We start from the raw sequence: 19,945 nt of genomic DNA, 5'->3' as shown, positions 1-19,945 counted from the left end.
TCAATCACCATGCTGGCTGCACGATGTTTGAACTCGCGGGAAAAGACTCTTCTTTCTTTCATGGAACCTCCAAATTGGCGAAATCATATCGCCCTTAAGAGGTGTCCGGAATTATTAGGCCAGTTCAGGCTTGCCCGCGAAGAACGATAACGCGGTCTACTGTCTAGCCGCCGACATAAAAAAAGCCCCGCCTGGATCACCAGGCGGGGCTTTTTAGTGGCCGATGGAATCAGACGAGGGGTTTAGGCTCGTGCTCTTTTTCCAGGGCTTGTTCGTGTTGCTCTACCGCTTCCTGAACAGAACGCGGCGCTTCGTCGATTGCCGATTCAACAGGTTCAGCAGCAGGCGCCGCTTCGACCACTTCAGCAACAACCGGTGCAGGCTCTGCCGCTTCAACCGCTTCAACCGGAGCAGCAACGGCAGCCAGTTCGGCTTCCTTCTGCAGGCGCTCGGCTTCACGCTTGCGACGACGGACTTCACGTGGGTCGTTCGGGGCACGGCCACTTGGCGTCAGGGCGCTGACAGGGGCGACTTCCGCTTCCGGTGCAGCCACTTCGGCGACAACCGGTGCTTCGACCGCCGGAGCAGGCTCGGCAGCGGCAACCACTGGCTCGGAGATCATCGCTTCAGCAACCGGGGCTTCAGCGATTGGTGCTGGAGCTTCGGCGGCTACTGGCTCGGCAACCCAGTTGAACGCGGTTTGCTCTTCGCGAGCTTCACGGACAGCTTCGGTCACTGTTTCGGAGGCTGTTTCGACAACCGGTTCTGCAGCAACCACTGGTTCGGCGGCAGCTTCAAACACAGGCTGTTCTTCACGAACCGGGGCCACTTCGATTTCCGGAGAAGCGGTGGCCTCTACCGGCGTGGTTGCTTCAACAACCGGCGCTTCTACTGGAGCAGTTTCCAGAGTGGCGGCAGTAGCGCGTTCGGCTTGCTCATTGGCTTGTGCTTCAGCAGGAGCGCTGATCACGGTGCTGGCAACGGCTGCGGTAACAGCCAGGCCGGCGGCCAGATCGGCAGCGCTAGGCGTTTCACTGGTTTCGCTACCTTCGGCGGACTCGGATTCTTCCGAACCTTCGATCACGTTGCCGTTGGCATCACGTTGACGCTCGCGACGGTTGCTGCGACGACGCTGGCCACGGGAGCGACGGCGTGGACGATCGCCTTCGGCGCCTTCCTGACCGTCTTCCTGCAGTTGCTCTTCGCTGGTCAGCAGTTCTTCTTCGGCTACAGCAGCAACAGCCTGCTCGGCACGCGGCTGACGTTCTTCACGCGGTGGGCGTGGAGCACGTTCTTCACGTGGCTGACGGGCTGGACGCTCTTCAGCGGTAGCAGTAGCAGTAGCAGCCGGAGCGGCATCCAGTGGCTCGCGCAGTTCACGAACCGGACGCTCTTCACGATCGCCACGTGGCTTGCGATCTTCGCGAGGTGCGCGCGGTGCACGTTCTTCACGAGGTGCGCGAGGTGCGCGCTCTTCACGCGGAGCGCGTTCCTGGGCAACGGCTGGAGCTTCTTCGCGGGCTTCGCGTGGCTCACGAGGTGCGCGTTCTTCACGCGGTGCACGTTCCTCACGAGGTTTGCGCTCTTCATCGCGGCGACCGTTACGGTTGCGGCTCTGCTGACGACCGTTGCGACGCTCTTCGTTACGGGCCGGACGCTCGGTGGCTGGTTTTTCAACTACAACCGGCGCAGCAGGCTCTTCTTTGGTCGCGAACAGGCTGACCAGCGACTTCACCAGGCCTTTGAACAGGCTTGGCTCTGGCGCGGCGGCCGGTGCGGCAACAGGTGCGGCAGCGACGACTTCGGTCGGAACCGGTGCGTTGGCGCGGGCCGGAGCCGTCTTGACCGCGGCTTCCTGGCGAACCAGGGTGCGGGTCGCAGCGGCTGGCTGGACTTCTTCGACTTCGGCAGCGGCAGCAGCGATTTCGTAACTGGACTGGCCGACCGCGGCTTCCGGGCTGTCATCGCGCAGACGCTGAACTTCGAAGTGCGGCGTTTCGAGGTGATCGTTCGGCAGAATGACGATGCGGGCACGGGTGCGCAGTTCGATCTTGGTGATCGAGTTGCGTTTTTCGTTGAGCAGGAACGCGGCGACCGGGATCGGCACTTGGGCGCGAACTTCGGCTGTGCGGTCTTTCAGTGCTTCTTCTTCGATCAGGCGCAGGATCGCCAGCGACAGCGATTCAACGTCACGGATGATGCCGGTGCCGTTGCAACGCGGGCAAACGATGCCGCTGCTTTCGCCCAGCGATGGACGCAGGCGCTGACGGGACATTTCCAGCAGGCCGAAGCGCGAGATGCGACCGACTTGCACGCGAGCGCGGTCGGCTTCCAGGCATTCGCGGACTTTTTCTTCCACGGCGCGCTGGTTCTTGGCAGGGGTCATGTCGATGAAGTCGATGACGATCAGGCCGCCGATGTCGCGCAAGCGCAACTGACGGGCGATTTCTTCGGCGGCTTCAAGGTTGGTCTGCAGAGCGGTTTCTTCGATGTCGCTGCCTTTGGTGGCGCGCGCCGAGTTGATGTCGATGGACACCAGGGCTTCGGTCGGATCGATAACGATGGAACCACCGGAAGGCAATTCAACGACGCGCTGGAAAGCGGTCTCGATCTGACTTTCGATCTGGAAACGGTTGAACAGCGGAACGCTGTCTTCGTAAAGCTTGATCTTGCTGGCGTACTGCGGCATCACCTGGCGGATGAAGGTCAAGGCTTCGTCCTGGGCTTCAACGCTGTCGATCAGCACTTCACCGATGTCCTGGCGCAGGTAATCGCGGATGGCGCGGATGATCACGTTGCTTTCCTGGTAGATCAGGAACGGCGCGGAGCGATCCAGCGAGGCTTCTTTGATAGCGGTCCACAGTTGCAGCAGGTAGTCGAGGTCCCACTGCATTTCTTCGCTGCTGCGGCCCAGGCCGGCAGTGCGAACGATCAGACCCATGTCAGCCGGGGCAACCAGGCCGTTCAGGGCTTCACGCAGTTCGTTGCGCTCTTCACCTTCGATGCGACGGGAGATACCGCCGGCACGCGGGTTGTTCGGCATCAGAACCAGGTAACGACCGGCCAGGCTGATGAAGGTGGTCAGGGCTGCGCCCTTGTTGCCACGTTCTTCTTTTTCGACCTGAACGATAACTTCCTGGCCTTCGCTCAGGACGTCCTTGATGTTGACGCGGCCTTCGGGGGCTTTCTTGAAGTATTCGCGGGAGATTTCTTTGAGGGGCAGGAAGCCGTGGCGCTCAGAGCCGAAATCGACAAAGGCAGCCTCAAGGCTTGGTTCGATGCGAGTAATCCGGCCTTTATAGATGTTGGCCTTTTTCTGCTCGCGTGCACCGGATTCGATGTCCAGGTCGTAGAGGCGCTGGCCATCTACCAGTGCAACACGCAACTCTTCGGGTTGGGTTGCGTTAATCAGCATTCTTTTCATGTAGTACCGTCGGTTTCCGGGCTGCCGGAAACGGCGTTCGGCACACACGACTTCTCATGGTCGGTGTCAGGTGCGTCAGGAGTGGTTGGACACTCCAGTGTCTAGCGATGGCGGCCAATGTGGGCCAACGTCGCGACGTACGCGTCCTGCTTGCTGTGGCTACTTAAGCACTCAGTCAGGAGGAGGAATCAACCAGCGGCTGTGGACGAGATGAAGCGTCTTGATAAAGCCTATTGCTACACAGTCCAGCGGTTGTGCATCTCCACCCTACACGTATCCCTGATAATTCGGGTGCTGCCGCGCGCAGAATCCGCAGCGGGTTGGCATTTACCGTGAGCTCCGAAAGGGGAAGTCACGCATCATGGCTAATTTAGGCGTTGTTTCCGAAGCGTTCGCTCGGGGTCGTTCGTAGCTGACTGCACTTTGTGAACTGGCCGTGAATATTTGCTCGCAAGGCGAGTGAAAACTCTGCTTTGCGGCATGCTTCAGGCCTCATGTCACCTGCGCTCGTTACAACTGCAAACTCTACCGTTACGTAGCGAAAGCCCCGTAGGACGGCCTCTCGTCCTCGTGAATTGCGTTGGTCAGGGCCGGTTTTTGACCGTTAGTCCGCTGTCCAGGCCACTTTTGGCGGCGTTCGCGACTATAGCAGCAATGATTAAGTGCTTCAATTCCATAAAAAATTGTTATCATCCGCACCATGACGACTACTGCCCCTTCGACCCCAGCCGTACAACTGCTGGAGGTCTCGCCGGAATATGCCGGCCAACGTATTGATAACTTCCTTCTCGCTCGGCTCAAAGGCGTGCCCAAGACCTTGATTTATCGCATTTTGCGCAAAGGCGAAGTGCGGGTGAACAAAGGTCGGATCAAGCCCGAATACAAGCTGCAGGCCGGCGATATCGTGCGCGTGCCGCCGGTTCGCGTGCCTGAGCGCGACGAGCCGGTGCCGCTGGCACAAGGCCTGCTCCAGCGCCTCGAAGCCTCGATTGTTTTCGAAGACAAGGCGCTGATCGTGATCAACAAGCCTTGCGGTATCGCGGTTCACGGCGGCAGTGGCTTGACTTACGGGGTGATCGAAGCCTTTCGTCAGTTGCGTCCGGATTGCAAGGAGCTCGAACTGGTTCACCGGCTCGACCGGGATACCTCCGGCCTGTTGATGATCGCCAAGAAGCGCAGCATGTTGCGCCACTTGCACACGGCATTGCGCGGCGATGGCGTCGACAAGCGCTATATGGCGCTGGTTCGTGGTAACTGGGCGGCGTCGATCAAGCAAGTCCGTGCGTCGCTGGGCAAAAGCAATCTGCGCTCCGGCGAGCGCATGGTCGAGGTCGACGAGGAGGAGGGCAAGGAGTCTGTGACCGTGTTCAAGGTCCTGCGTCGATTCGGCGACTTTGCCACTCTGATCGAAGCCAAGCCGATCACCGGCCGGACTCACCAGATCCGTGTCCACACCTTGCATGCCGGGCACAGCATCGCTGGCGACGCCAAGTACGGCGACGAAGGCTTCAGCAAAGAGATTCGTGACCTGGGCGGCAAGCGCCTGTTCCTGCACGCCTACATGTTGACCGTGCCGCTGCCTGATGGCGGCGAGCTCAAGTTGCAGGCGCCAGTCGACGAGATGTGGGCCAAAACCGTGGAGCGATTGAGTGCACCCATCTGATTACAAGCTGCTGATCTTTGATTGGGACGGCACATTGGCCGATTCCATTGGTCGGATTGTCGAGGCGATGCATGTCGCGTCCGAGCGCTCCGGGTTTGAGTTGCGCGATGATTTTGCCGTCAAGGGCATCATCGGCCTGGGCTTGCCGGAAGCGATTCGTACCTTGTATCCCGAGATTGGCGATGCCGAGCTGATTGCCTTTCGCGAGCACTATGCTGATCACTACATTGCGTCAGAGGCTGTGCCTTCGCCGCTGTTCGAGGGTGTGGTCGAGTCGATGGAGGCGTTTCGTGCCCAGGGTTATCGCTTGGCGGTCGCGACCGGCAAGGCTCGTCGCGGGCTGGATCGGGTGCTGAAGTCTCATGGTTGGGAAGATTATTTCGATATCACCCGCGCGGCTGACGAGACCGCCAGCAAACCCCATCCGCTGATGCTTGAGCAGATCCTCACTCACTGCGAGGTTCGCCCGGAGCAGGCGCTGATGGTGGGCGATTCGTCCTTTGACTTGCAGATGGCGCGCAATGCCGGCATGGATTCGGTGGCCGTCAGCTATGGCGCGCAATCGATCGAAGCGTTGAAATTATTCGAGCCGATACTGGCCATTGATCGTTTTTCAGAATTGCATGCCTGGCTGAGTCAGCGGGCTTAATAGGTTTTTGCTGGGGTAGATGTCATGACCGACGAATGGAAAGCGCCCGCCAAGGCGAGCGCAGAGAGCGGTGACGAGAAAAGCTGGAAGCTGCTGGAAAAGACCCTGTTGGCCAGCGTGCAGGAGCAGCGCCGGTCTCGCCGCTGGGGGATTTTCTTCAAGCTGCTGACCTTTGTGTACCTGATTGGCGCGTTGATCCTGTTCACTCCGCTGATGGACATGGAAAAAGCTGCCACCCTCAGTGGTAAGTACACCGCGCTGATCGATGTGACCGGCATGATCGCCGACAAGGAGCCTGCCAGCGCTGACAACATCGTCGGCAGCCTGCGTGCAGCGTTCGAGGATGAGAAGGTCAAAGGCGTCATCCTGCGCATCAATAGCCCGGGCGGCAGTCCGGTGCAGTCGGGTTACGTCTATGACGAAATTCGCCGATTGCGTGGCCTGCATCCGGACACCAAGGTTTACGCGGTGATCTCGGACCTGGGGGCTTCCGGTGCTTATTACATCGCCAGTGCGGCGGATCAGATCTACGCCGACAAGGCGAGCCTGGTGGGTTCGATTGGTGTGACGGCGGCCGGTTATGGTTTTGTCGGCACCATGGAGAAACTGGGTGTCGAGCGTCGTACGTACACTTCTGGCGAGCACAAGTCGTTTCTCGATCCGTTCCAGCCGCAGAAACCTGAGGAGACTCAGTTCTGGCAGGGTGTGCTGGATACGACGCACCAGCAGTTCATCAGCAGCGTGAAGAAGGGCCGTGGCGACCGCCTCAAGGACAAGGAGCATCCGGAACTGTTCTCCGGGCTGGTCTGGTCTGGCGAGCAGGCGCTGCCTCTGGGTCTGATTGATGGTCTGGGCAACGCAAGTTCGGTGGCGCGTGATGTGATCGGCGAGAAAGAGCTGGTGGACTTCACTGTTCAGGAATCGCCGTTCGATCGCTTCTCGAAAAAACTCGGCGCCAGCGTGGCTGAGCATCTGGCGATGTGGATGGGATTCCAGGGGCCTTCGTTGCGCTGATTCTCCTGGTTGCATCGGAAACCGGCCTTCGTGGCCTGCCTTCGTGGCCGGTTTTTTGTCTTCAGGGGATCTGCACGCCCTCGGCCAGCAACATGTCCACCAGGCGAATCAATGGCAGGCCGATCAGGCTGGTGGCGTCAGGGCCTTCGGTGCTTTGAAACAGGCTCACCCCCAAACCTTCGGCTTTGAAGCTGCCGGCGCAGTCGTAGGGCTGTTCGGCGCGCAGGTAGCGTTCGATGCGCGCTTGATCGAGCGTGCGCATGTGTACGGTGAACGGCACGCAGTCGACTTGGCAGTGCCCGGTCTGGCTGTTGAGCAGCGCGAGGCCGGTGAGGAAGGTCACGCTGGCGCCGCTTGCGGCCAGCAACTGCTCGCGAGCCTTTTCGAACGTGTGGGGTTTGCCGATAATCCGGTCGCCGAGCGCCGCAACCTGGTCGGAGCCGATAATCAGATGAGCGGTGTGGCTGTGAGCCAGTGCGCGGGCCTTTTCCTCAGCGAGCCGCTTGACCAGCTCAATGGCGGACTCATTCGGACGATGGCTTTCGTCGATATCCGGCGAGCTGCAGGTAAACGGCAGCTGCAAGCGGGCCAGCAATTCCCGGCGATAAACCGAGCTTGAAGCGAGTAATAAAGGCAGCATGCGCATCTCCAGAAGACAGGCGCGAATTCTAGCGGAGGCTTGCAAGTGACGGACAGGGCTGAATTTCCTTTGACATGGCTGGGTGCATCCCTATAATGCTGCGCCTATGTTGAATGACCCGATTCCACCTCACGTTGACCCGCGCAAATTGGCTGATCGTGGCACCACCCTTCAAGGTGAACTGCTGCTGGCCGATTTGGAGAGACTCTGCGACCCGCTTTCCGACACTGTCGGTACGGTGCAGGCTAAATTCGTTTTTGAACGAGATGAACGTAAGTCTGTGGTAATCCACAGCTTTATCGACACCGAAGTCAAAATGGTTTGCCAGCGTTGTCTTGAGCTGGTCACCCTGCCGATCCATAGCGAATGCAGTTATGCTGTGGTGAAGGAGGGTGCGAATACCCAGTCGTTGCCGAAAGGTTATGACGTGCTGGAACTGGGCGAAGATCCATTGGATCTGCAGTCACTGATCGAGGAGGAGCTTCTGCTCGCCTTGCCCATTGTGCCTGCTCATCATCCGGAAGAATGCCAGCAGCCGGCGGGTCTCGATGAGCCCGAACCGAGCGAGGACGAGGTAACGCGGTCCAACCCGTTCAGTGTATTGGCGCAGTTAAAGCGTGACCCAAACGTTTAGGAGTTAATCAATTATGGCTGTTCAGCAGAACAAAAAATCCCGCTCTGCCCGTGACATGCGTCGTTCGCACGACGCCCTGACGGCAAGCACTCTGTCTGTAGAAAAAACCACCGGTGAAATTCACCTGCGTCACCACGTATCGCCAGAAGGCGTATACCGTGGCCGTAAAGTGATCGACAAGGGCGCTGACGAGTAATCACTTGTCTGCTCAAGTCATCGCGATTGACGCAATGGGCGGGGACTTCGGTCCCCGCAGCATTGTTCAGGCCAGCCTTGCTTGTCTGTCTGCTACGCCCTCGCTGCACCTGACCCTCGTCGGTCAACCCTCTCTTCTTGAAGAATTGCTCTCTGGCCAATCGGCTGTGGATCGCGCGCGCCTGTCGATCGTGCCGGCGTCTGAAGTCATAACGATGGACGAAAAGCCTGCCCAGGCCCTGCGTGGCAAGCCTGATTCGTCGATGCGCGTGGCGCTCGAGTTGTTGCGCGATGGCAAGGCACAGGCCTGCGTGAGTGCCGGCAATACCGGTGCGCTGATGGCGTTGTCGCGGTTTGTCCTCAAGACTTTGCCGGGCATTGATCGGCCGGCCATGGTCGCGGCGATTCCGACGCAGAAGGGTTACTGCCAGTTGCTCGACCTCGGCGCCAATGTCGATTGCAGTGCCGAGCACTTGTTGCAGTTCGCGGTGATGGGGTCGGTCGCTGCAGAAACCCTGGGCATCGTGCGTCCGCGAGTGGCGTTGTTGAACATCGGTACCGAAGACATCAAGGGCAATCAGCAGGTCAAACTCGCTGCAACATTGTTGCAAAGTGCCCGTGGTATCAACTACATCGGTTTTGTCGAAGGTGACGGTTTGTACCGTGGCGAGGCGGATGTGGTGGTGTGTGACGGCTTTGTCGGCAATATCCTGCTCAAGTCCAGCGAAGGCCTGGCGACCATGATCGCCGGGCGTATCGAAGCCTTGTTCAGGAAAAATCTCGCGTCGAAAATGGTCGGTGCGCTGGCGCTGCCGCTGATGAAGCGTCTGCAAGCGGAGCTGGCACCTGCGCGACATAACGGCGCAAGTTTCCTGGGTTTGCAGGGAATTGTGGTGAAAAGCCACGGTTCCGCTGGGGTTCAGGGGTTTCAGAGTGCAATTTCCCGTGCGTTGATCGAAATTCAGGAAAACCTGCCGGAACGGATTCACGGGCGTCTGGAGGATTTGTTGCTTTAGGCGTTTTCGTCGGACAATGCTTAAATGTGACCGCTCAGTTCAATTGGCCATCCAACTGTCAGTTTCTTGCGCCCCCTAAACGGGGCGTCAAATTCTCCGACGACAAGATCATTAGGGGCTTGTTACATGTCTGCTTCCCTCGCATTCGTCTTTCCAGGACAGGGTTCGCAGTCCCTCGGCATGTTGGCCGAGTTGGGCGCGCAACATCCGGTAGTCCTCGAAACATTCAAAGAAGCTTCCGATGCTCTGGGTTACGACCTGTGGGCACTGACCCAGCAAGGGCCGGAAGAGCAACTCAATCAAACCGATAAAACCCAGCCTGCCATTCTGACCGCCTCGATCGCCTTGTGGCGTCTGTGGCTGGCTGAAGGCGGCGCGCGTCCGGCTTACGTTGCCGGTCACAGCCTGGGCGAATACAGCGCCCTTGTTGCTGCGGGCAGCCTGAGCCTGGGCGACGCGGTGAAGCTGGTTGAGCGCCGTGGTCAGTTGATGCAAGAAGCCGTTCCGGCGGGGCAGGGCGGCATGGCCGCTATCCTCGGTCTGGAAGATGCCGACGTGCTGGCAGCCTGTGCCGAAGCAGCACAAGGAGAAGTGGTGAGTGCGGTCAACTTTAACTCCCCGGGCCAGGTGGTTATCGCCGGTGCCAAGGCTGCGGTCGAGCGCGCCATTGAAGGCTGCAAGGCTCGTGGTGCCAAGCGCGCCATGTCATTGCCGGTCAGTGTGCCGTCCCACTGCGAACTGATGCGTCCGGCGGCAGAGCGTTTCGCGGAGTCGATCGCCGCGATCGACTGGCAGGCGCCGCAGATTCCTGTGGTACAGAACGTCAGCGCCAACGTGCCGGCCGATCTGGAAACTCTCAAGCGCGATCTGCTTGAACAGCTCTACAAGCCCGTACGCTGGGTCGAATCGGTCCAGGCGCTGGCCGCCAAGGGCGCTACCCAGTTGGTCGAGTGCGGCCCTGGCAAAGTGCTGGCCGGTCTGAATAAACGCTGCGCCGAAGGCGTGTCGACATCCAACCTCAATACCCCAGACGCTTTCGCTGCCGCCCGTGCAGCGCTGGCCTGAATCAGGAGAAAACTTGCATGAGTCTGCAAGGTAAAGTTGCACTGGTCACCGGTGCGAGCCGCGGTATCGGCCAGGCTATCGCCCTGGAACTGGGTCGTCAGGGTGCCATCGTTGTGGGCACCGCGACCTCCGCTTCGGGTGCCGAGCGCATCGCTGCAACCCTGAAGGAAAACGGTATTCAAGGTACTGGTCTGGAGCTTAATGTCACCAGCGACGAATCGGTTGCTGCAGTGTTGGCGAGCATTACGGCAGAGTTCGGTGCGCCGGCGATCCTGGTCAATAATGCCGGTATCACCCGCGATAACCTGATGATGCGCATGAAAGATGACGAATGGCATGACGTCGTCGATACCAACCTGAACAGTCTGTTCCGCTTGTCCAAAGGCGTTTTGCGCGGTATGACCAAAGCCCGTTGGGGACGAATTATCAGTATTGGCTCGGTTGTGGGTGCCATGGGCAACGCAGGCCAAGTAAACTACGCAGCCGCCAAGGCCGGTCTGGAAGGTTTCAGCCGTGCGCTGGCGCGTGAAGTCGGTTCGCGTTCGATTACGGTAAACTCGGTGGCCCCAGGGTTCATCGATACCGATATGACCCGCGAATTGCCTGAGTCGCAGCGTGAAGGCTTGGTGACACAGATTCCGCTGGGCCGTCTGGGGCAAGCACAAGAGATCGCGTCTGTGGTCGCTTTTCTTGCATCCGACGGTGCGGCTTACGTTACTGGGGCTACAATCCCGGTGAACGGCGGGATGTACATGAGTTAAATGTGACGGGTTGCTTCAAAAAAATGTCATACGAGCTGTCTAAAATCCGTTATAAAGCTGCAATCTATTTATAGGCAGAGGGCCACCGGGTTTGAGGAGTGAAGCTTTCAGTTGAAAAACTGAAAAGTCTTTCTATACACTTACCCACTGGCCAGCTGCCTGAATTTGTCCATTAGGAGTGAAAACAAGGTATGAGCACCATCGAAGAGCGCGTCAAGAAAATCGTTGCTGAGCAACTGGGCGTTAAAGAAGAAGAAGTGGTCAACACTGCTTCCTTCGTTGAAGACCTGGGTGCCGACTCCCTTGACACCGTTGAGCTGGTGATGGCTCTGGAAGAGGAATTCGAGACCGAAATCCCTGACGAAGAAGCTGAGAAGATCACTACTGTACAAGCTGCAATCGATTACGTTACTAACCACCAGGCTTAATAGCTTGTAATCGTTGCTTGCTGTCATGGAAAAACCGCACTGCCATCACGGCGTGCGGTTTTTTCTTTAGGCCTGATGCAAAGTCGTCGTCATTTGAAAAAGGAGAGTGCTGTGTCGCGTAGACGCGTCGTAGTCACCGGTATGGGTATGTTGTCGCCACTGGGCACTGATGTGCCAAGCAGCTGGCAGGGCATTCTGGCTGGCCGCAGTGGCATTGGTCTGATCGAACACACCGACCTTTCTGCCTATTCCACCCGTTTTGGCGGCTCGGTAAAGGGCTTCAATGTCGAGGAATATCTGTCGGTCAAGGAAGCTCGCAAGCTCGACCTGTTCATTCAGTACGGTCTGGCCGCAGGGTTTCAGGCAATACGTAACTCCGGTCTGGAAGTCACCGACGCAAACCGTGAGCGCATCGGCGTGGCCATGGGTTCGGGTATTGGCGGTCTGACCAATATCGAAGAAACCAGCCGCACGCTGCATGATTCCGGCCCACGCCGGATCTCTCCGTTCTTCGTGCCTGGCTCGATCATCAATATGATTTCCGGTTTCCTGTCCATCCATTTGGGTGCACAGGGGCCTAACTACGCCATCGCCACTGCCTGTACCACCGGTACGCACTGCATCGGCATGGCGGCACGCAACATCATGTACGACGAAGCCGACGTGATGATCGCAGGCGGCGCCGAGATGGCGGCTTGCGGTCTGGGCATGGGCGGCTTCGGTGCCTCCCGCGCGCTGTCGACCCGCAACGACGAGCCAACCCGTGCCAGTCGTCCATGGGACAAGGGCCGTGATGGCTTCGTATTGTCCGACGGTGCCGGCGCGCTGGTTCTTGAAGAACTGGAGCACGCCAAGGCCCGAGGCGCGACCATCTACGCCGAGCTGATCGGTTTCGGCACCAGTGGCGATGCCTACCACATGACCTCGCCACCCGCCGATGGCGCCGGCGCTGCACGTTGCATCACCAACGCTTTGCGCGATGCGAAGATCAATGGTGATCAGGTCCAGTACGTCAACGCCCACGGCACATCGACTTCGGCGGGCGACCTCGCTGAAGCCTGTGCGATCAAGTCGGTATTCGGCGATCACGCTTACAAGCTGGCGGTCAGCTCGACCAAGTCCATGACCGGTCACCTGTTGGGTGCGGCGGGCGCTGTCGAGGCGATCTTCAGTGTGCTGGCGATCAACAGCCAAGTGGCGCCGCCGACCATCAACCTCGATGAGCCGGACGAAGGCTGCGACCTCGATTTCGTGCCACACACCGCGCGAAATATGGATATCGATGTGGTGCTGTCCAACTCCTTCGGGTTTGGCGGCACCAACGGCTCGCTGGTGTTCCGCCGGTTCGCTGACTGATGGACAGCTGGGTCGACGGTCAACCGGCTGACGCTTTGTCGCTGAAGGATCGCGGCCTGGCTTACGGTGATGGTCTGTTCGAGACCATCGCCGTGCGTAATGGCAGTCCAGTGTTGCTGGATCGGCATCTGGTGCGTTTGGTCAAAGGTTGCCAGCGGTTGGCAATTCATCTCGACCATGCCGCGATGTGCACTGAGTTACTGGCCTATGCCCAAGCGTTGGGCGACGGCGTGCTCAAGCTGATCGTCACCCGTGGCGATAGTGCACGCGGTTATGCGCCCGATCCTGCGGCTCAGGCGCGCCGCATTATGCTGGGCAACCCGCCTGCGGCTTATCCTGCTGCCAATGCGGAGCAGGGTATTCGTCTGTTCCCTTGTACGACGCGGCTTGCCAAACAGCCTCTGCTCGCCGGGCTCAAACACCTGAACCGACTTGAGCAGGTCATTGCCCGTTCCGAATGGCAAGACAGCGATCATGCCGAAGGCTTGATGCTCGATCAGGCCGGTCGCGTGATCGAAGGCATTTTCAGCAATCTGTTCCTGATTCGCGATGGCGTATTGATCACGGCTGATTTGAAGCGCTGCGGCGTCGCTGGGGTGATGCGCGCCGAATTATTGTTTCAAGCCGAGTCATTGGGGATCCCCACGCGAATCACCGATATCACCCTCGACCAGCTGCAATGGGCTGACGAAGTGCTTGTCTGCAACAGCGTGTATGGCGTCTGGCCGGTGCGCGCCTATGCAGCACTGAGCTGGCCGGTTGGGCCGCTCACCCGTAAACTCCAAACCATTGCCCGCGCGCTACTGGATGCTTGATTCGTGAGACGTAAATTCTTGCTGCTGCTGGAAACCGGATTGGTTCTGGCAGGGCTGTGTCTGGGCGCTTCGGCCTGGAAAATCCATTCGGCGTTGGAACAGCCGCTGAACATTACCCAGGAAGAACTTCTGGAAGTGCCCAAAGGCACGACACCCACCCGTACCTTCTATCGACTCGAAGCCGACGGCGTCATCAAGGACGCTTTCTGGTTGCGTGTGTATTGGCGTTTCAATCTCGCCAGACAACCTTTGCACAAGGGCGAATACCGCATGCAGCCCGGTATGACTGTCGAAGGGCTCATCGACCTGTGGAAGCGCGGCGACATCGTTCAGTACAGCCTGACGCTGGTCGAGGGCTGGAACTTCCATCAGGTCCGTGCGGCCCTGGCCAAGGATGAAAAACTCGATCAGACCCTGAATGGTCTGAGCGACAGCGAAGTGATGGACAAGCTCGGCCACAGCGGGATCTTTCCGGAAGGGCGATTCTTCCCCGACACCTACCGCTTCGTGCGTGGCATGTCTGACGTCGAGCTGCTGAAGCTGGCGTATGACCGCCTCGACGAGGTCCTCGCCAAGGAGTGGAGTCAGCGCGCCGCTGATGTGCCGTACACCGAGCCCTATCAGGCGCTGATCATGGCCTCGCTGGTGGAGAAGGAAACGGGTGTGCCGCAGGAACGTGGGCAGATTGCCGGCGTGTTCGTGCGGCGCATGGAAATGGGCATGCTGCTGCAGACCGATCCGACGGTGATCTACGGTCTCGGTGGTCGTTACAACGGCAAATTGACCCGCGCCCATCTCAAGGAAGCGACTCCTTACAACACGTATATGAATGCCGGTTTGCCGCCGACTCCGATAGCGATGGTGGGGCGTGAAGCGATCCATGCAGCGCTGAACCCGGTAGCGGGCAACAGTCTTTACTTTGTCGCTCGCGGTGATGGCAGTCACGTGTTCTCTGATGATCTGGATGCGCACAACAACGCCGTGCGTGAGTTCCAGCTCAAGCGTCGCGCCGATTATCGCTCCAGCCCGGCGCCCGCCACCGCGCCTGAGGCGACGAATGGGCAGGCACCGATTCCGGCTGCATCGCCCGACAGCGCGCCCGAGGCTTTGCCGCCAGTGACTCCGCAGGAGCCAGTTCAGGAGTCGCCGCCAGTGCCGCCTCAAGAGGCGCCGCAAGCACCTGCTCCGGAGCCGGAACCTGTGCCCGCTCCAGAGCCCGTTCAAGAACCCGCTGCTGCACCCGCGCCCAAACCGGATGCACCCGCTCCGCAAAGCCCGCAATGACACTGATTAAGGACTGCCTGTGACTGGCTTGTTTATTACTCTGGAAGGCCCGGAAGGCGCCGGCAAGAGCACCAATCGCGAATACCTCGCCGAGCGCTTGCGCGCCGCTGGTATCGAGGTGCTGCTGACCCGCGAACCGGGCGGTACGCCTTTGGCCGAGCGGATCCGCGAAGTGCTGTTGGCGCCGGTCGACGAAATCATGAACCCGGACACCGAGTTGCTGCTGGTATTCGCTGCGCGAGCCCAGCACCTGGCCGAGGTGATTCGCCCGGCGCTGGCACGTGGCGCGGTGGTGTTGTGTGATCGCTTCACCGATTCGACCTACGCCTATCAGGGCGGCGGTCGCGGCTTGTCGCTGGAGCGCATCGCGACCCTGGAAACATTCGTCCAGGGTGAACTGCGCCCCGACCTGACGCTGATCTTCGATCTGCCGGTTGAGGTGGGGCTGGCCCGTGCCAGTGCTCGCGGTCGCCTGGACCGTTTCGAGCTCGAAGGCCGAACCTTTTTCGATGCGGTGCGCAGTGCGTTTCTCAAGCGCGCTGAAGCGGACCCGGCGCGTTACGTCCTGGTCGATGCCGCTCAGCCATTGGCGCAGGTTCAGCTGTCTCTGGATGCTCTGTTGCCACGTCTACTGGAGTTGACCCGTGGCTGAAGCCTATCCGTGGCAGGACGACCTCTGGCAGCAACTGGCGGGCCGTAAACAGCACGCCCACGCGTATTTGCTGCATGGTCCGGCCGGGATCGGCAAACGTGCTCTGGCCGAACGGTTGATGGCGCATTTGTTGTGTCAGCGTCCGACCGCGCGGGATGCTTGCGGCGAATGCAAATCCTGCCTGCTGCTCAAGGCTGGCAGTCATCCCGACAACTACATCCTGGAGCCGGAAGAGGCGGACAAGGCGATCAAGGTCGATCAGGTTCGTGACCTGGTCGGCTTCGTGGTCCAGACCGCGCAGATGGGCGGGCGCAAAGTGGTGCTGATCGAGCCGACGGAGTCGATGAACGTCAACGCCGCCAACGCCTTGCTCAAAAGTCTTGAAGAACCGTCCGGTGATACCGTGTTGCTGCTGGTCAGTCACCAGACCAGTCGTTTGCTGCCGACGATCAAGAGCCGCTGCCAGCAGCAGGCCTGTCCGCTGCCGAGCGAGGCGATGAGTCTGGCGTGGTTGGCGAAGGCGTTGCCGGATTGTTCGCAAGACGAACGCGTAGAGCTGCTGACACTGGCCGCCGGTTCGCCACTGGCCGCGGTCAAGTTGCAGAACCAGGGCGTACGCGAACAGCGGGCGCTGGTAGTCGAAGGCGTGAAGAAGTTGCTCAAGCAACAGCAATCGCCGACGCAGTTGGCTGAAGAATGGAAAACCATTCCGCAGTTGCTGCTGTTCGACTGGTTCTGCGATTGGTCGAGCCTGATCCTTCGCTATCAGTTGACCCAGGACGAAGAAGGGCTGGGATTGACGGACATGCGCAAGGTCATTCAATACCTGGCGCAGAAAACCGCTCAGGACAAAGTCCTGAACATCCAGGACTGGATCCTCGCCCAGCGTCAGAAGGTGATGAGCAAAGCCAACCTCAATCCGGCGCTGTTACTGGAGGCGCTGCTGGTGCAATGGGCATCCTTGCCTATCCAGAAGTGAGCGACTGAGCCTAGACTCTGAACATCAGCAGTGGAGGTCAGCATGAATGAAGCCGTCAATCAGGGGCCACGCAACGGCATTTTGTCCCTGACCATCAAGGACAAGTCCGTGCTTTACGCGGCGTACATGCCGTTCATCAAGAACGGCGGCCTGTTTATCCCGACCAACAAGAGCTACAAGTTGGGCGATGAAGTCTTCATGCTGCTGAACCTGATGGACGAACCGGAAAAGATTCCGGTTGCCGGCAAGGTCGCCTGGATTACCCCTAAAGGGGCGCAGGGCAACCGGGCCGCCGGGGTCGGCGTACAGTTCAACGAAGGCGACAACACCGCGCGCAGTCGAATCGAAACCCATCTGGCCGGAGCCCTGAAATCCGACCGTCCCACTCATACGATGTAAGTTGCAGCCCTTTTATGCTCGTAGATTCCCATTGCCACCTTGATCGCCTCGACCTCGCCGCCCACGACGGTTCCCTTGATGCTGCCCTCGATGCGGCCCGTCAGCGCGGCGTAGGGCACTTTTTGTGTATCGGCGTCAGCGTCGACAACGCCGCCGACGTCAAAGCCCTGGCGGAACGTTATGACGATGTCGACTGTTCGGTTGGCGTGCATCCGCTGGATGTGCAGCCGGATGCCGCGCCGGCGCTGGATTGGCTGTTGCGCGAACTCAACCATCCACGTGTAGTGGCGATTGGTGAAACCGGTCTGGATTATCACTACGAGCCGGAAGCGGCAGAGGTGCAGCAGGCCTCCTTTCGACTGCACCTGCAAGCGGCGCAGCAGACCGGCAAACCTGTAATTATCCACACCCGTGGCGCCCGCGCCGATACGTTGAACCTGTTGCGCGAAGCCGCATTGCCTCACGCGGGCGTGCTGCACTGCTTTACCGAAGACTGGGACATGGCCAAAGCGGCGCTCGACATGGGCTATTACATCTCCCTGTCGGGTATTGTCACTTTTCGCAATGCCGATGCATTGCGCGATGTGGCGAGTAAAGTGCCAGCCGACCGCTTGCTGGTGGAAACCGATTCGCCATACCTGGCGCCGATTCCTTATCGCGGCAAGCCGAACCTGCCTCAGTACGTGCGCGAGGTTGCGGAATTTCTGGCAATGTTGCGGGGTGAGTCCTACGAGCGATTTGCCGAGCAGACGACGGAAAATTTCAAGCGGCTGTTTCCGCTGGCGCATGTGAAAGGTTAAATCGCACGCAAAAAAAACCCGGGTTCTGGGGGGTGAATCCGGGTTAAGACCATTAGGAGTAAAACAAAGGTACGCGGTCCGTTGGTACCTATATCGGCGCGACACTTGGGGGAGATGCCTCGCCGACAGTTCAAGTATTGATCAGTATTGCGCCGAGTCCAGTTTACCGGCCCCGGTTTTTAAACAATTTTGGAATACGGCCGCTTCGGAAGAGTTCTCATCAACGGGTGACCCTGTCCGAATTCATCATGAAACACATATATGGTCGGATGATCCGTGCATTTTTGCGTAAGTTAGGCATAATACGCGGCTTCGAATTTTGACCCCTACAGACCTTTTCTTATGCATAAAGAACCTCGTAAGGTCCGTGAGTTTCGTCGCCGCGAGCAAGAAATTCTCGATACCGCGCTCAAGCTGTTCCTCGACCAAGGTGAAGACAGTGTCACCGTCGAGATGATTGCTGATGCCGTCGGTATCGGCAAAGGCACGATCTACAAGCACTTCAAATCCAAGGCCGAGATCTATCTGCGGCTTATGCTTGATTACGAGCGCGATTTGAACGAGCTGTTGCATTCGGCCGATGTCGACAAGGATAAGGAAGCCCTGTCCCGGGCCTATTTCGAATTCCGCATGCGCGATCCACAACGCTATCGGCTGTTCGATCGCCTGGAAGAAAAGGTGGTCAAGGGCAACCAGGTGCCGGAAATGGTCGAGGAGCTGCACAAGATTCGCGCCTCGAACTTCGAACGCCTGACCCTGTTGATCAAGGGCCGGATCAGCGAAGGCAAGCTCGAAGACGTGCCGCCTTACTTCCATTACTGCGCCTCCTGGGCGCTGGTGCACGGCGCTGTGGCGTTGTATCACTCGCCGTTCTGGAGCAATGTGCTGGAAGATCAGGAAGGCTTCTTCCAGTTTCTGATGGACATCGGCGTGCGCATGGGCAACAAACGCAAGCGCGATACCGACACCCCAAGCAGCTGAACCATTCAGTTGCCTTATTGCGCCATTATTTCGCTACTGGGCGCAGTACTGCAGGAATATACTCAGGCTTAGGCATTGCTAAAACTTGATTTGTGAGTCAAGTTTTAGCGGTCCGAATATTCTACCGCCGGAGTGATCCATGATCGTTGACCGTCAAGGCAGGCGTTTTCGCAATTTGCGGATCAGCCTGACCTCAGCCTGCAATTACGCGTGTACCTATTGCGTGCCCAACGGCAAGCGGCTGGTGGCTGCGCAGGATGAATTGTCGGCCGAGGCCATGGCTCGCGGTGTGGCCTATCTGATCGAAGCAGCGGGCATCGAACGCTTGCGCATTACCGGCGGCGAACCGCTGGTCAGCCCCAAGCTCGAAGCCTTCATGACCGCCGTCGGGCAGATGGGCCTGGCGGACATCAGCCTGACCACCAATGGTCAGCTGCTGGCGAAGAAACTGCCACTGCTGGTGGACGCCGGCATTCGTCGCATCAACGTTTCCCTCGATACCCTGGACGCCAGCGCGTTCCGCAGCATTGCCCGTGGCGGCGATCTGGCGACCGTACTCGACGGTATGGACCAGGCCAGTGCGGCCGGCATCAAGATTAAGGTCAACATGGTGCCGTTGCGTGGACAGAACCTCGATCAGGTGATGCCGCTGCTTGATTACTGTCTGGAGCGAGGCTATGAGTTGCGCTTCATCGAGCTGATGCGCATGGGCCATCTGGCCAGCGACTCCAATGCCTTCCTGCAGCAGTTTGTCAGCCTTCAGCAATTGCTGAGCCTGATCGGCGAGTGCTACGAGTACCTTCAGGCCGATGCGCCGGTAGACGCCACCGCCGTGCGTTATGAAATTCCGGGGCAGGGCCACTTCGGCGTGATCGCCAACGAGAGCGTTCCGTTCTGCCGCACCTGTTCGCGCCTTCGTTTGTCGTCCACTGGCTGGTTGCACGGCTGCCTGTCGTCGAGCAACCGCCACTATGTCGGCGACCTGCTGGACAAGCCCCGTCATCAAGCTTTGCCCGCCTTGCAGAGACTCTTGGTGAAAGCCTTGGGCGATAAGCAGGAAGTAGCGTTCTCCGGTGGCGCGACCATCATGAAAATCATCGGCGGCTGATAGGGCCTCATCGCGGGCAAGTCGAATCGTCGCACCGCCGCTCCCACAAGGATTTGCACTAACCCTGTGGGAGCGGGCTTGC

Annotated in this window: 20 protein-coding genes; 18 read left to right on the top strand and 2 right to left on the bottom strand. The window is 59.1% G+C overall.

Translation table 11 applies throughout. The features are described from left to right. Nucleotides 1-229: 229 nt before the first annotated feature. A complete protein-coding gene (gene rne, locus FQ185_RS12445; RefSeq protein WP_149417699.1) occupies nt 230-3,424 on the bottom strand; it encodes a ribonuclease E in 3,195 nt (1,064 codons plus the stop codon). A 700-nt stretch (nt 3,425-4,124) separates the two neighbouring features. Here rne and rluC point away from each other — a divergent pair. The 3 genes from rluC to sppA are packed head-to-tail and all read left to right on the top strand — an operon-like array spanning nt 4,125 to nt 6,750. Next, entirely contained in the window at nt 4,125-5,087 is a 963-nt protein-coding gene (gene rluC, locus FQ185_RS12440; RefSeq protein WP_149417698.1) for a 23S rRNA pseudouridine(955/2504/2580) synthase RluC, read from the top strand. Then, a complete protein-coding gene (locus FQ185_RS12435) occupies nt 5,074-5,736 on the top strand; it encodes an HAD-IA family hydrolase (protein WP_149417697.1) in 663 nt (220 codons plus the stop codon). The genes rluC and FQ185_RS12435 overlap by 14 nt, the downstream gene beginning before the upstream one ends. Nucleotides 5,737-5,760: 24 nt before the next feature. Further along, nucleotides 5,761-6,750 carry a signal peptide peptidase SppA gene (sppA, locus tag FQ185_RS12430; RefSeq protein ID WP_149417696.1) on the top strand — a complete coding sequence of 330 codons (990 nt, stop codon included), beginning with the start codon at nt 5,761-5,763 and terminating at the stop codon, nt 6,748-6,750. A 61-nt stretch (nt 6,751-6,811) separates the two neighbouring features. Here sppA and FQ185_RS12425 read toward each other — a convergent pair whose 3' ends face one another. Then, a complete protein-coding gene (locus tag FQ185_RS12425) occupies nt 6,812-7,390 on the bottom strand; it encodes a nucleoside triphosphate pyrophosphatase (protein WP_149417695.1) in 579 nt (192 codons plus the stop codon). Nucleotides 7,391-7,496: 106 nt separating this feature from the next. On the opposite strand from FQ185_RS12425, the gene FQ185_RS12420 reads away from it, so the two are divergent. The 15 genes from FQ185_RS12420 to FQ185_RS12350 all read left to right on the top strand — a co-directional run bounded on the left by FQ185_RS12420 (nt 7,497) and on the right by FQ185_RS12350 (nt 19,863). Beyond that, nucleotides 7,497-8,024 (top strand): YceD family protein, encoded by a 528-nt coding sequence (locus tag FQ185_RS12420; protein WP_004371317.1) that lies wholly within the window; start codon nt 7,497-7,499, stop codon nt 8,022-8,024. A 13-nt stretch (nt 8,025-8,037) separates the two neighbouring features. Further along, the gene (gene rpmF / locus FQ185_RS12415) at nt 8,038-8,220 is read left to right on the top strand and encodes a 50S ribosomal protein L32 (protein ID WP_008152339.1); all 183 of its coding nucleotides are present in this window, start codon (nt 8,038-8,040) and stop codon (nt 8,218-8,220) included. A gap of 4 nt (nt 8,221-8,224) precedes the next feature. Continuing rightward, nucleotides 8,225-9,235 (top strand): phosphate acyltransferase PlsX, encoded by a 1,011-nt coding sequence (gene plsX, locus FQ185_RS12410; protein ID WP_149417694.1) that lies wholly within the window; start codon nt 8,225-8,227, stop codon nt 9,233-9,235. A gap of 126 nt (nt 9,236-9,361) precedes the next feature. Then, nucleotides 9,362-10,300, top strand: coding sequence for an ACP S-malonyltransferase (gene fabD / locus FQ185_RS12405; RefSeq protein WP_149417693.1), 939 nt, complete (start codon nt 9,362-9,364; stop codon nt 10,298-10,300). A 17-nt stretch (nt 10,301-10,317) separates the two neighbouring features. Next, a complete protein-coding gene (gene fabG, locus FQ185_RS12400) occupies nt 10,318-11,061 on the top strand; it encodes a 3-oxoacyl-ACP reductase FabG (RefSeq protein ID WP_149417692.1) in 744 nt (247 codons plus the stop codon). 191 nt (nt 11,062-11,252) lie between these two features. Next, on the top strand, nt 11,253-11,489 hold the full coding sequence (acpP, locus tag FQ185_RS12395; RefSeq protein WP_003442511.1) for an acyl carrier protein: 237 nt from the start codon (nt 11,253-11,255) through the stop codon (nt 11,487-11,489). A gap of 111 nt (nt 11,490-11,600) precedes the next feature. Then, nucleotides 11,601-12,845: a beta-ketoacyl-ACP synthase II gene (fabF, locus tag FQ185_RS12390; RefSeq protein WP_149417691.1), complete on the top strand. Its 1,245-nt coding sequence runs from the start codon at nt 11,601-11,603 to the stop codon at nt 12,843-12,845. Beyond that, a complete protein-coding gene (gene pabC / locus FQ185_RS12385; protein WP_149417690.1) occupies nt 12,845-13,660 on the top strand; it encodes an aminodeoxychorismate lyase in 816 nt (271 codons plus the stop codon). Before fabF ends, pabC begins: the two co-directional genes overlap by 1 nt. Nucleotides 13,661-13,663: 3 nt before the next feature. Further along, nucleotides 13,664-14,944: an endolytic transglycosylase MltG gene (gene mltG / locus FQ185_RS12380; RefSeq protein WP_149417689.1), complete on the top strand. Its 1,281-nt coding sequence runs from the start codon at nt 13,664-13,666 to the stop codon at nt 14,942-14,944. 19 nt (nt 14,945-14,963) lie between these two features. Next, nucleotides 14,964-15,596, top strand: coding sequence for a dTMP kinase (gene tmk, locus FQ185_RS12375; protein WP_149417688.1), 633 nt, complete (start codon nt 14,964-14,966; stop codon nt 15,594-15,596). After that, complete coding sequence (locus FQ185_RS12370; protein WP_149417687.1) at nt 15,589-16,575, top strand: DNA polymerase III subunit delta'; 987 nt, start codon at nt 15,589-15,591, stop codon at nt 16,573-16,575. The genes tmk and FQ185_RS12370 overlap by 8 nt, the downstream gene beginning before the upstream one ends. A 42-nt stretch (nt 16,576-16,617) precedes the next feature. Continuing rightward, nucleotides 16,618-16,974, top strand: coding sequence for a PilZ domain-containing protein (locus FQ185_RS12365; RefSeq protein ID WP_149417686.1), 357 nt, complete (start codon nt 16,618-16,620; stop codon nt 16,972-16,974). 14 nt (nt 16,975-16,988) lie between these two features. Beyond that, entirely contained in the window at nt 16,989-17,774 is a 786-nt protein-coding gene (locus FQ185_RS12360; RefSeq protein WP_149417685.1) for a TatD family hydrolase, read from the top strand. Nucleotides 17,775-18,116: 342 nt separating this feature from the next. Beyond that, nucleotides 18,117-18,755 carry a TetR/AcrR family transcriptional regulator gene (locus FQ185_RS12355; RefSeq protein ID WP_008152317.1) on the top strand — a complete coding sequence of 213 codons (639 nt, stop codon included), beginning with the start codon at nt 18,117-18,119 and terminating at the stop codon, nt 18,753-18,755. Nucleotides 18,756-18,894: 139 nt separating this feature from the next. After that, a complete protein-coding gene (locus FQ185_RS12350; RefSeq protein WP_149417684.1) occupies nt 18,895-19,863 on the top strand; it encodes a GTP 3',8-cyclase MoaA in 969 nt (322 codons plus the stop codon). The last annotated feature ends 82 nt before the right edge of the window (nt 19,864-19,945 follow it).

The sequence above is a fragment of the Pseudomonas sp. ANT_H12B genome (genome assembly GCF_008369325.1).
Classification (GTDB): Bacteria; Pseudomonadota; Gammaproteobacteria; order Pseudomonadales; family Pseudomonadaceae; genus Aquipseudomonas.
This window is presented reverse-complemented; position numbering and strand designations above follow the sequence as displayed.

Bases quoted from the DNA above. Each gene is read 5' to 3' on its own strand.
- FQ185_RS12355 (WP_008152317.1), top strand. From the start codon at position 18,117: ATGCATAAAGAACCTCGTAAGGTCCGTGAGTTTCGTCGCCGCGAGCAA.
- pabC (WP_149417690.1), top strand. From the start codon at position 12,845: ATGGACAGCTGGGTCGACGGTCAACCGGCTGACGCTTTGTCGCTGAAG.
- FQ185_RS12360 (WP_149417685.1), top strand. From the start codon at position 16,989: ATGCTCGTAGATTCCCATTGCCACCTTGATCGCCTCGACCTCGCCGCC.
- FQ185_RS12365 (WP_149417686.1), top strand. From the start codon at position 16,618: ATGAATGAAGCCGTCAATCAGGGGCCACGCAACGGCATTTTGTCCCTG.
- rpmF (WP_008152339.1), top strand. From the start codon at position 8,038: ATGGCTGTTCAGCAGAACAAAAAATCCCGCTCTGCCCGTGACATGCGT.
- acpP (WP_003442511.1), top strand. From the start codon at position 11,253: ATGAGCACCATCGAAGAGCGCGTCAAGAAAATCGTTGCTGAGCAACTG.
- FQ185_RS12420 (WP_004371317.1), top strand. From the start codon at position 7,497: ATGTTGAATGACCCGATTCCACCTCACGTTGACCCGCGCAAATTGGCT.
- sppA (WP_149417696.1), top strand. From the start codon at position 5,761: ATGACCGACGAATGGAAAGCGCCCGCCAAGGCGAGCGCAGAGAGCGGT.
- FQ185_RS12425 (WP_149417695.1), bottom strand. From the start codon at position 7,390: ATGCTGCCTTTATTACTCGCTTCAAGCTCGGTTTATCGCCGGGAATTG.
- rne (WP_149417699.1), bottom strand. From the start codon at position 3,424: ATGAAAAGAATGCTGATTAACGCAACCCAACCCGAAGAGTTGCGTGTT.
- rluC (WP_149417698.1), top strand. From the start codon at position 4,125: ATGACGACTACTGCCCCTTCGACCCCAGCCGTACAACTGCTGGAGGTC.
- fabG (WP_149417692.1), top strand. From the start codon at position 10,318: ATGAGTCTGCAAGGTAAAGTTGCACTGGTCACCGGTGCGAGCCGCGGT.
- fabD (WP_149417693.1), top strand. From the start codon at position 9,362: ATGTCTGCTTCCCTCGCATTCGTCTTTCCAGGACAGGGTTCGCAGTCC.
- FQ185_RS12350 (WP_149417684.1), top strand. From the start codon at position 18,895: ATGATCGTTGACCGTCAAGGCAGGCGTTTTCGCAATTTGCGGATCAGC.